Annotated in this window: 6 protein-coding genes; all 6 read right to left on the bottom strand. The window is 40.1% G+C overall.

Going from position 1 to position 12453, the window contains the following annotated elements; all coding sequences use genetic code 11:
• On the bottom strand, positions 1–1203 hold a 1203-nt coding region (locus EUBHAL_RS06610), incomplete at its 3' end, for a type IV secretory system conjugative DNA transfer family protein (protein ID WP_005346890.1).
• A 133-nt stretch (positions 1204–1336) separates the two neighbouring features.
• Entirely contained in the window at positions 1337–2602 is a 1266-nt protein-coding gene (locus tag EUBHAL_RS06605) for a hypothetical protein (protein ID WP_005346883.1), read from the bottom strand.
• Positions 2603–2643: 41 nt separating this feature from the next.
• Positions 2644–3093 (bottom strand): helix-turn-helix domain-containing protein, encoded by a 450-nt coding sequence (locus EUBHAL_RS06600; protein ID WP_005346881.1) that lies wholly within the window; start codon positions 3091–3093, stop codon positions 2644–2646.
• Positions 3084–11141 (bottom strand): LPD25 domain-containing protein, encoded by an 8058-nt coding sequence (locus tag EUBHAL_RS06595; RefSeq protein ID WP_005346877.1) that lies wholly within the window; start codon positions 11139–11141, stop codon positions 3084–3086. Before EUBHAL_RS06595 ends, EUBHAL_RS06600 begins: the two co-directional genes overlap by 10 nt.
• Before the next feature lie 329 nt (positions 11142–11470).
• The gene (locus EUBHAL_RS06590) at positions 11471–12217 is read right to left on the bottom strand and encodes a hypothetical protein (RefSeq protein ID WP_044922323.1); all 747 of its coding nucleotides are present in this window, start codon (positions 12215–12217) and stop codon (positions 11471–11473) included.
• A gap of 39 nt (positions 12218–12256) precedes the next feature.
• On the bottom strand, positions 12257–12453 hold a 197-nt coding region (locus EUBHAL_RS06585; RefSeq protein WP_005346869.1), incomplete at its 5' end, for a DUF4279 domain-containing protein.

Below are 12453 nucleotides of genomic sequence, written 5' to 3'. Positions count from 1 at the left end.
CGGTAACTGTCCGTCTCTTCGATTATCTGCGACTCTTTTTAAAACGGTAAATAACTGTGTGTAGAACATATTAATAAAAAGGTTATAAGAAGAATCTCCAGACGGCATGACAAGAAACAAAGCTGTTTTTTTCTTAGGATTTCCCTCTACACCTAATCCTAGTGATGGAATATCTATGTCATCCGTTCCTTCAAATATCCGTTTGATCTCCGGGATTTCAAAAAGACGTAATTGTGCATTAACCATGATAACAATAGAGCGTACGGTTTCTGATGCACCTTCTTTTAACTTGCGGTAATCTCTCACTGGCGGATAATCTTCCCCATATCTTTCCTGTAACTCTTGCATATCCTGCTGTAACTGCGTTGTCCCTTCTTCATCTGTTTTTTGTGTTTCCTTGTTTACCAGATCAAGGATTCCCAGCATAGAGGCTGTCCTTCCCTCTTCTTTTGCCTGAAGCCATTCATATTCAAACAGGGATTGCAGATACAGTCCTACACCATCATCCCAGAAAGGGTCTCCTTTTTGGGCATCCGGCGGCTTTACAGATGTCTGGATATTTGTAATGAGTTCTACCATATCCGTATAATTTTCTATGTATCTGAACGGATTATACTGGTCTGATTGTGCCATATCTTTAAAATTAAGGCTTTTTACAGCTATCCCTTTTTCTTTTAAGTAGCCTCCATAATTTTTCAGCAAGTCTCCTTTCACGTCAAGGATAATATTTGTCATATTCGCCAGTAAGATATTCGGAATCAAAAGGGATGTTGTTTTTCCATCACCAGAACCGCCCAGAATCAGGATATGCATATTTGGCAATGCCTTTGCATTTACTGTAATATTTTTACTCAGGCAGGTAACAGGTTCTTCCCCTTTTCCATACAGTCTTTTAGCTGCCTTTGGTACATCTGCCCATTCTGCAACACCATGTTCTGCATCGGGATGAAAATTGCGGTAATAAGTGAGATAGTAACAGACAAACATTACCCATGCAGTCAGGGCAATCCCTATAACGGCTGGTGTTTTTTCATTGAACCAGTTACGGAATGGATGCATCAATATGTAGGCTAATTTATCTTGATAATTCTGTATCGTCACATCATCTAGTTTGAACAATCCTGCTATATAATACGACACTGCCAATGCTAAAAACAACAGGATAAAAAACATCCCCCATGGTGGTTTTCGTTTTTGTATCATACATATTCTCCTATAATAAAATGAGCAGAAGAACGATTTTCTTCTGCCCATATAAAAAATAAAAACAGCTATGCCTGTTTATACATAACTGTTTTTAGTAACTGCTGGTCACCGTACTGAAATTCAGCACGTTTTATTTTGATCTGATTGGTGGATCCGGCATCTTTATCTTAAGGTCACTTAGATCTTTTCCCTTCTCTTTATATTTTTTTAATGATGTTACTTTACGTTCTGAAGGTCTGTCTACTTTATCAAAATATTGTTTCGCAAATTCTTCGCCCGTCAGTTTTCTCATCTCATGGTCTACCTGTTTTGTTCTGACATTAAATACAAATACCGGCTCTTCTTTATTTAGAAAAGCGATATACGAACCTTTTTGTGTCTCAAAGACCTGTGTTTCAGGTATCACAAGTTGTTTTTCATTCTTTCCATATGTCCCAGGAATACGGCAGGCAAACTGGTTATATCTATCTAATCCATCTTTATTGATCACTGAGGATTTCTCAACCAGAGTTTTTTTATCAATGCTGATCGGGATATAGGCAGGGTCATTTACATACCGCAAATATGCTGTCGAAGATTCTTTTCCCATAGTGTTATATTCGGCTGCTTCTATTTGGTGTTCGATCTCTCCCTTTTCTTTTCCCTCATATTTAGCATTAACAGCCTTTAATTCCGGGGAAGCTGTATCAATATATTCTGCTTCCGTCTGCTGTCCTGTCTGCATATAGTTATCCATCGACATTTTTTTCATATCCGGGACATCCGTTATGCCATCTTTCCGCAGATCATCCCGGTATAATTTATACCAAGATTCAACTTTTGGAAGATCTGCATTTGCTATAACAACCTGCAATTCACCATCTCCAACATGTAAATCAGGAAGTCGAGAATAATTAATTCCTAACTTTTCAAAATCCTCTCTAATTAATTCCTCTTCATCTTCCAGTGGAAAAGAAACTATCGTTGTTTTTCCGGAAGTAAGATTCCTTAGTTCCTGTATGTCTTTTTCTCCCCCTGTCATACAGCTTAAGATATGCCGCTGATACCATGCCCCAAAATTTTCCCTGTCTGGCTGATAAACAGCAACCTGCAGCATTCCATCATTTTTTTCCAGATCAGGAAGTATCATATAATGGATGCCGAGGGTATTTAATTCTTCTGACAACTGTTCCTCCGGGATTTCCGGGACGTTCATAATATCATATTTTCCTTCCGTCATTCTTAAAAATTTCTGGAAGTCCGTAAATTCTGTTTCTTTTAATTTTCGTTCTTTGACCATACGGGCAAAATACTGCAGTAATAAGATAGTCCCCATTGCTGATAATTTAAAAAAAGGGTCCATATACCTTGCTGCATTGGATATTGCCATGACAACTTCCCTGCTTTTTTCTTCCATGCGTATCTCCTCCTGTTCCGTACTGAAATTCAGTACATTTTCTATAATAACTTCGGTACAGATTCTTTCTGTATTTTGTTTGTAAAGATATGCCCTTGCTTCTGCATCCTCTCTGTACGTTCTCTTTCCGGCATATCTTTTCCTGGCAGTCCATATTTTTCCTGTATCTTTTCCATATCCACTCCGATCTGTTTATTCTCCTTTTGTATCCCTTCCAGATAGTCTATGGTCTCTTTCATAAGCTCCATTAATTCTGTCTGGGACACCCGGCAGTGGATCTCACCATTTAACAGGTTGTCTGCATGCACGTTTAGGATATAACCAAGCAAAGTGACGGTCATCTTGTCTGGTTCTTTTATACCATTTTCCATGCATTTTAATTCCTCTGGTGACAGCAGGATACGTCCTGCCAGTTCTTCTAAGCTCCACCCCCGTTCTTCTCTTAATTTCTGGATACATTTTCCCATTTTTGATACTCTTATTACAGGCATATTCTCTGTTCCTCCTGTCGATTCTTCCCATCTTTCTGTATTTTCTCTTCGTCTGATCCTACATCTAATTCCGCATTTACTTTGACCAGACGAGCCTGGATAAACTTCAGTTCTTCTTCTTTTTCAAATGGTTTCTGTACTTCTTTTTTTGCCTGCACAAGCTGCTGTCTTGCATCTTCCAGCCGTTCTTCTGCTGTCTTTTTTTGTCCGGGAAGGTTTCTCATTGCGGTAAGGATACGTTCGATGTTTCGTACAGGGTCTTTTTTAACTTCGACTATGAAAGAGGCTTCTCTCGTCAGTCTTACATAAAAGCTGTTGTCAAACAAAGAATACGAGATCTTCATCTGAAACCCCCAAAAACTTCCGATATTTTCTGCATCGGCATGGGCTTTCTTCATCTGTGTACAGGCCTGTACAAGCATTTCCCCCGCAGCTTTTTCATCATTATAGGTAACACCATGTATCTCCATCAAAAAAGGAGTGTTCAGGACGGTATCTATATGTTTTATATCAGTATCATATGCTGTGGTGAGTTCTTCATATTTTGCAATCTTTTCCGGGTATTCCACAGCAATAGCATCCTGCAGACGAAACAGGTTGCTCTCATAATTGGCTTTCAGCATCTTTAACTTTGTCACTTGTACATCTAAATCCATCTTTTCTTTTATCTTGGGATTACCTGTTGCAAGTGCCTTGACTTCCGCATAAGATAATGCTGCTTCATCGACATCCTGGCAGGAACGGACAGGGGATTTGGATGTCATGATCTGCCCGATGAACTTCTGTTTATTTTCTATAAGCTGCCAAGAGTATGCGTCAAATGTATTTTCTGTGATATACCGGAATATCTTTACTTTTTTATTTTTATTTCCCTGTCTTAAGATACGTCCTTCCTGCTGTTCAATATCAGCAGGCCTCCAGGGTACATCTAAATGATGGAGGGCGATCAGTCTGTCCTGGACGTTAGTACCAGCACCCATTTTTGACGTGGAACCAAGTAAAAAACGTACCTGCCCGGAACGCACTTTAGAGAATAATCTTGCTTTTTGTACATCCGTATTGGCATCATGGATAAATGCGATCTCTTCTTCCGGGATTCCCTTTTTCATCAGTTTTTCTTTTAAGGCATCATATACATTAAAGGTTCCGTCTTTCTTTGGTGTGGAAGAATCACAGAATACTAACTGTGCTGCCTTCTGTCCTTTTGTTTCTTCCCAGATTGTAAAACATCGCTCTGCACAGGCAGAAACCTTATTATTTTCTGTATCCGGCAGCATATCATTGAGAAGCCTCTGGTCTAAAGCAAGTTTACGTCCATCCGTTGTTATCTTTAACATGTTGTCTTCACTTGGGTCTACCGCACCATTCCGCACCAACTCTGCTCGTTCTGCCAGGGACTGCAGGATCTCTTTCTGCTGTTCACTTGCCGGCAGGACAATATTTTCATATTCAGCCTGTGGAACTGGAAGTTTTAACATATCGGCAGTTTGAATATCTGCTACTTCCTGAAAAACAGACATTAACTCCGGCAAGTTAAAAAAGTTTGCAAAACGAGTTTTCATGCGATAACTGCTACCCTCTGGAGATAACTCAAGAGCTGTGATTGTCTCCCCAAAAGTAGAGGCCCAGTTATCAAACATCCCCAGTTCCATTTCCTGCAGGCGGTCATACTGCAGGTATCTCTGGATAGTATACAGCTCTGTCATACTATTTGAGACTGGAGTCCCTGTCGCAAAAGTGATCCCTTTCCCTCCTGTGATCTCATCCATATACCGGCATTTATTGTACATATCCATCGCTTTCTGGGATTCTGTTTGTGCGACACCTGCTACATTCCTCATTTTTGTATATAAAAAAAGGTTCTTAAATGCGTGCGATTCGTCCACAAACAGCCTGTCAATGCCCAATTCCTCAAATGTCACCACATCGTCTTTTTTCTTATCATTTAACTTTGCCAGTCGGACTTCCAAGTTCTTTCTGCTCTTTACCATCTGCTTGATCGTATAATTTTCTCCCTGTGCTTCTTTAGCCAGGCTGATCGCCATCTCGATCTCATCTATCTGTTCTTCTAAAATATTACGCTGCCGTTCTGCTGACAGTGGGATTTTTTCATATTGTGAGTGGCCGATAATGACAGCATCATAGTCCCCTGTTGCGATCCTTGCACAGAACTTTTTACGGTTTGCAGGCTGGAAATCTTTCTTTGTTGCCACAAGGATGTTGGCAGCAGGATACAAGGTAAGGAATTCCGCACCCCACTGTTCCGTCAGGTGGTTTGGTACAACAAACAGTGATTTATGGGTAATCCCGATGCGTTTTGCTTCCATTGCTGCGGCAGCCATTTCAAAGGTCTTCCCTGCCCCCACGCAGTGTGCAAGCAAGGTATTATCACCGTATAATTGGTGTGCGACGGCATTTTTCTGATGTGGCTTTAAGGTGATCTCCGGGTTCATTCCGGGGAATTCCAAATGGCTTCCGTCATACTGTCTTGGACGGATGGAGTTGAATCTTTCATTATAGATCGTGACCAGCATTTCCCGCCGTTCCCTGTCTTTGAATATCCAGTCCTTAAATTTTTCTTTGATCATATCCTGCTTCTGTCCTGCCAGTATTGTTTCTTTTTTATTTAATTCCCTGTGTTCCTTTCCCTCACTGTCAGTATAGGTATCAAAGATCTGTATATTTTTAAGGTTCAGTGAATTTTCCAGTAAACGGTATGCATTGGCTCTCTTCGTCCCATAGGTATTGGTCGCTAAAATGCTCCCATCTATATTTTTCCCCTGAATATTCCATTCCCCTGTGTAAGAGGAATACTGTATCTTTATCGTATGGTTTGCGGCAATATATTTTGGCGGCTGAAATGTCTCTATCATAAATTGCTCATAAACTTCTAATGGTATCCACATAGAACCCAGCCGTACTTCGATCTCTGATGCTTCTAGCCGTTTTGGCTGCACATTTTTTAATGCCTCTACATTCCTTTTATACTCTGGAGTACTTTCCAAAAAATTTTCTGCAATGCGAAGTTTTTCCCGTACATTGCCTGACAGATAGCTGTCTGCTGTCTCCCATTCCTGTGTTACTGGATTTCTATAGATAACTCCTGCCAGTTCTTCTGTTATCTTTTCCCCCGGCTTTCCACAAAGTCCCGACATAAAGGAAAGGTCAACTTTTCCATGTTCTGTCATAGACACAGCAAGGGCTTCGTTCGCAGTATTGACATGAGTGATACTTTCCTTTTGCCGGATAGTACGTTTGGAGAACATATCTGCTTTTCCGGCAAGATTCCCGTCTTCATCTAATCTTTCAAGGGAACATAACAGAGGATAGGAGGAATCTTCCGAAAAAGCCCTCTTGTTCGCTATGCTGTTTAAAAGTCCCCATTCTTCCGTATAAGAATCATACAGGGTATTCAATTTTCTCTGCTCTGCCTGAATCTTTGTTTCTGTATTTTCTGTTTCTTCTACCTGCAGTCGGATCAGTTCCCGGACACAGTCCCGGATAGCAGCCATCCCGGTGATACGGCTTTTTGTTGTCTTTGTGACCCTTTGCTGCTCCAGTCCCGATTCATTTTTATAATAAATATCCCCAGCTTCTGATACGACATAGCTGTATATCCTGTTCGCTTCCCTGTCTGGCATATCTGTTACAGGTTCGGTCCCGTACTGAATTTCAGCACGTTCCTCCGGCATCCTTTCTGGTATATGTCCTGTGATATTGGCTATGGCATCCCGTAATTGTATTTCTAAAGAAACGCCTTCGTTTTCTATGCAGGCAGTCTCCACCCCATAAGGTCCTGAGATTTCTTTCATTGTTCCCAGGATCATCTCCGGGTGTGCTGCAAAATAACTATTTACAGGGATCCCCTGTGCATCCTCTGTAACAGAGATCCATTCCGAATCAGCTATTTCTTTTTCCCTTTTTTGCAGGAACAAAATATCAGAAGTTACTTTTGTCCCTGCGTTTTTAAATGCAGTGTTTGGCAGCCGGACTGCTCCCAGAAGTTCTGCCCTCTTAAAAAGATATTGCCTTACTTTGGTATTTTCCTTATCCATCGTCCCTTTTGTTGTGATAAATGCAGCAACACCACCTGGGCGCAGTTTATCCAGTGTCTTTGCAAAAAAATAGTCATGGATCAAAAATCCATGACGGTTATAAACAGGGTCATTTACCCGGTAATCCCCAAAGGGAACATTTCCGACAGCTATGTCAAAATATCCATCTGGATAATCTGTACGTTCGAACCCCGTATTCTCAATATTTACTTCTGGATAAAGATAACCAGCTATCTTTGCACTCATCTGGTCTAACTCCACACCATATAACGTAGACTTGTTCATGCTTTCTGGAAGAAGTCCGAAGAAATTCCCTGTCCCACAGGATGGTTCTAATATCCGTCCCTTTGTAAATCCCAGGCCTGCCAATACCTGATACATGGCTTTAATGAGAACCGGCTGTGTATAATGGGCATTTAAAACAGACCCTACTGCCGAACGGTATTCTTCCGGAGTCAGTGCCGTCTGTATCCTCTCCCTTTCTTCCTGCCACTGTGGTTTCTTCTCATCAAAAACATCTGCGATCCCGCCCCATCCAACGTAATCTGCTAGTATGTTCTGTTCCTCTTTTGTTGCCTGCCGTTGTTCCTTTTCTAACTGTTTTACCGTTTCGATCGCAAGGATATTCTTCCAGCATTTTTCCCGGATTGTCCCTGTTTCCAATTCCCCTTTTAAAATATGATAGTTCTGGCTGTTCTCTTCTGAAGCAGGAGTGACAGCAACCGTCTCTGCATCGAGGATCTCTTCCTGGACTTCTGTAGCAGTGATCTTATCTTGTCTTATTTCCGCGGCCCAGTCCATGATCTCATCATAGGAGATCTGCCTGATCTCTTCCGCATGATCTTTTATATATTCTTTTGCTTCCCCGATACTATGAAAGAGCATCTCTTCTGAAGGATACGGCTCTACCCCGTTCTTTCCTTTTTTCAGTAAACGGTATGCCGGCTGTCTGTTTCCCTCTGGGTCTACTGTTGTAACAAAAGACACCGCAGCATCCTCATAATCTTCACTGCTTTCGATCGCTGCCTCCATCTTTCTGGGTATTTCCTGCTGTTCTTCTATCCAGGCATCCACTTCTTCTTTGTTTCGGCAGAACTTTGTATTTCCAGAGTAAGAAAAGCCTTCCTCCGTCCGGGTCAGTTCGTGTACACTGAATGGATAATCAAACCGTCCCGTATCAACGATCTCGTATCTTCTATCCTGTAAGACTCCCGGTTCTTTTTTTTCTAGGAATTCCTCCGCCTGTTTTTCTTCTTCCGGTGAAAGTCCCAGATGTTCTTCAAGATATGGAATAAATACTTTTTTATCCCTTGTAAGCTGTGCTATCGTTTCCTCAAGCATACCATCTTCTGCCCAATGCTTTCTGTACAGGCAGTCTGGGGAAAGGCAGTACGCATAGTATTCCCGGATATGTTCCAAAAGTGACTTTCCTTCACTTCCAATATCATATCTCCCCCGGAAAGAATACTCCTCCCCGTCAATGACTGCGTATACGGAAAAGGCTGTTTTATAATAAGAAGGGGCTTCTTCCTCTTCCTGCTGTTTTCTTTCCTGTTCATCTAATACAGTAAAAACTCTGTCGGCTACAGCAAAAGATATTTTTTTCGTATGAAACCTTTCATTTTCTTTGTCATAAACGCTTAACCTATCATGTTCTGAATAATCGATCTGGAACTGCAGGGTATCCTCTTTTTTCTCCTCCGTACTGAAATTCAGTACATTTTCTTTTTCCTTTGTGTGATCCTCCTTAACCGATTGTTCCTGCATTTCCTTATCCTTAACATAAGGATATTCTTTGTTTTCTATCAGGATACGGATACGTTTTTCTGCTTCTTTCCATGTCAGTTTCTTTTCTGCCTTTCCTTTTTTTAAATGAAATCCTTTGGCATCATGCCACTCATCAGAATGGGAACTTCCTGATATAGAATGGGAATGTCCTCCGATACCATACTCTTCTTTTAGGAAAGCGATCGCTACTTTTTTGTCTGGCATAGGTTCCTGCTGATAAAAAGACAGTATCCGGCTCTTTCCTCCTTGAACGATACCGCCTTCCTGCAACAATTTATCTATCTCATCTGCTGTGATAAATGCTATGTGTACTGGTTCTGTTCCATTTTGTGAAACAGGTATAGATGCCTGATTCAGTTTTTTAAGATGTTCTTTTGCTGCTTCAAAATTCCTTTTCTGCCATCCAGTTTCAAAATCTACACGTTTTTCAAATGATAGAAGTTCTTCATATATGGTATTTACACCTATAGGATCTCTTAGCTCCCCAGTAATCTTCTCAACAGCTTCAATATAAACTGAACCCCATCGTGATTCCAGCCTGCTGTCTCTGTAAAAGAAAAAAACATATTCTGCTATTCTCGTCCGTATCGTATCAAATTCTTTTTCCTGCAATTCTTTTGTAGTAAATTGTCCATTTTGATAAAGACTTTCGATCCGTTCTGCGGCTTCGTCCCACGATAATGTCTTTTCTGGATTCCTTCTTGCACCATTCCCCCGGCGAAAAAAGATCCCTTCCTCACTGTACCATACACTGACTTTTACTCCGTCTGGCATAAAAAGACCCTTTCCGCCTTTCCATGCCTCTTTCAGGTCTTTTCTAAGCAGTTCTCCTGGTTTTTTCTGCATCAGGTCAAGTAGCACATATTCTAAAGAATGGTCATCATTCCCGCCTGTCCGTAAAGCTTCGTCGATATAAGTTTCCGGGAACGCAAAAACAGCAGCCGGTTTATCACCTGCTGCTGTTCCATAATCAGCTTGTTCTTGTTCATTTTGTGGAAATAAGCTTAATTGAATATAATCTCCTGTTTCACTATTTCCTCCGCCTGCTGTTTGCAGTTGTTTACCAGTCCGACCCATTTCATCTGGTCGGCTGCTTTCAGTTCCTCCGTTACCCCTGCCGCCTTCATCAGCTCTGGCACCAGTTCGTCCATCCTCTCTTCTGCCTGCTTCTGGATCTCGATCAGATGTCCCTCGTAATCTTTCATCAGAAGGATCTGATATGTCGATCTGTCGTGTTCTTTCAGGTATCTTTCCCTCATCAGTCCGTATTTCCCGATGTGCCCCTCCGTCTTTGTTAGTCCCAGCTCTGGATACATCAGACCGTCTTCGCCTTTCGTATAGGTTAATTTCATCTTGTTCCGCCTCCTTTTGTACTGGTATCTGTCTATCTTGATTATATTCTTTTGCCCTTCCTTCTACAATAGTTTCTGCCCGGTTTTTTTGTAAATTTTTCTGAAAGAGATAAAGTCCGATCTCTTTCAGGACTGATGCACAATGCTCGCTTATCGGAGATCCCAATCGCAGCAGCACATCCTCATTATTAAAATCTGTGATTGACCGAAAATCCTCCAGATACATATATTCCTCAGGATCTATCCCACAACGGCTTAACAGCAGATACCATGCCGTAGATAAGAACAGTTCCCTGTACTCTAGCCGTATCGTATCTTGGTCTAAATCCTCTAAATAAGAATCCTGCCTGTCCCTCAGCAGTTTTGGCACTTCTTCTGCCATCGTGTCTTCTATGATCTCTTCTGTTAACTTTTTTAACATGGTAGCAAGGTCTGCCTCTTGTCCTTTGATATGGTATCTCCTTTGCAGATGATCGGACACATCTTTTTTATCCTCTTCGTCTATCTGCCAGAGGTATGGCTTCCTTACTTCTGTAACAGGGACTCCCCTCACAATATCGGTATCTTTATAATCATACACATACCTTAGTTTTTTCCGTCCATTTACCGTATGTATCAGTGCGATCCCTGCTGTTCCCTGCTTTACATAATGGTTTGTTTTTTTCCATATCTGGAAACTCGTGCATCCTACCGCATTCGGACGCTGTGCGTAGATCATAAGCTGATCATCAAAACTATACTGATAGACACGGGACGCTGTGTTTAAAAAACGCAGCCATTCATCAGGTGATGAAGATACTTTTCTAATTGTTTCTTCAAGCATTTCCTCGGCTGTTAGTAATGTTGTTGCCATCTGTAATTTCTCCCTTCTTTTATTTTATAAATCTTTATTTTTTCAAGTAAGTTTTCTTATGGAGGTCCACGCATCATAATATTCACCCTTCTTTCTATATCAAAATTGGTAATTATGGAAATTAAAATGGCAGGTATATACAAATTTTATGTTGCAACATCTACTAACCCATCCATTTTGTACCGAATTTCAGTACAAAAAAAGCAGAAAGGATACGCCTTTCTGCTTTTCTACATCTAACATACTTTAAATTTTAATGCTTTATTACTATATTTTCTATTAACCATCCTTCATAATGCTCTGATGCATTATACATAATCTCCATATTTTTAAGTGCATCTTTCCGCAATCAATTGACATAATGCAGCTCTCTGATATTCTCTTGTAAGTTCCTTTACTTTATTATGCCATTTTTTTATAAATGGACTATATGTAAATACAATTGCACCTACCAACATCACTACTGGAACATAATAATTACTTGCAAGTTTTAAAGCACATATTATTGGCAAAAAATGAACAGACTGGATAAAATCGTATTTAAAAATTTTTCGTTTGTAATTATCAATATCTGCGTCTTCCCACATTTTTGTACCCATTAGCTCGTTTTTCCAAAACTTCCCGTCTAGATCTGGCATTTGCGGACAATAAATTTGGAAAATTGCCTCAATCTCAGGTGTATACTCTATGACATGATACACTTTTTCGAATTTACTATCTGACTCGGGTTTATTTGAAAAGTACAATAATTTTTCATTTCTATCATCTGCATTTTCATTTTTTTTATAACAAATTCCACAATAAGGGAATTCATTCCATTTATGTTTTTTACAAAAAATAACTCTTCGAAATGTAATGCTCTCATCTGATAGAATATAATCATCATCCCAAACCAGAAAAATCAGAAGGATACTGAATACTACATTTAGTGCAAATTCGCTCCAACATATACCAGTTCTCGAAAAATTTTCTGCTACTGTTTCCCTTGTAAGTCCATACTGACAAGCAAACATAAATACTGTAAATAACATTACTGCCCCTTGAATTTTTCTAGAATATATTACTTGAAACTCCATTTCATCCTCACTTAATATATACACTCTTAAATCAAAGATTCAATTCAAATACATGTCAATATCAATAACTGCATCCAAATAATTTACAATATTTAAAAATCTTTTCTCAAAATAAATTGCCGGCAAGTTATCTTTCTCAAAAATTGGAACTATCTCAAAACAAACTTCTCCATTATTTTCTTTACATATCTCTTTAATTATTTCCAATTTTCCTTCCAACTTCCTTAACAAATCAT

Source organism: Anaerobutyricum hallii DSM 3353, assembly GCF_000173975.1.
In the GTDB taxonomy this organism is placed as follows: domain Bacteria; phylum Bacillota; class Clostridia; order Lachnospirales; family Lachnospiraceae; genus Anaerobutyricum; species Anaerobutyricum hallii.
Note: the sequence above shows the minus strand (reverse complement) of the source record. Positions and strands in the feature narration are given on the sequence as shown.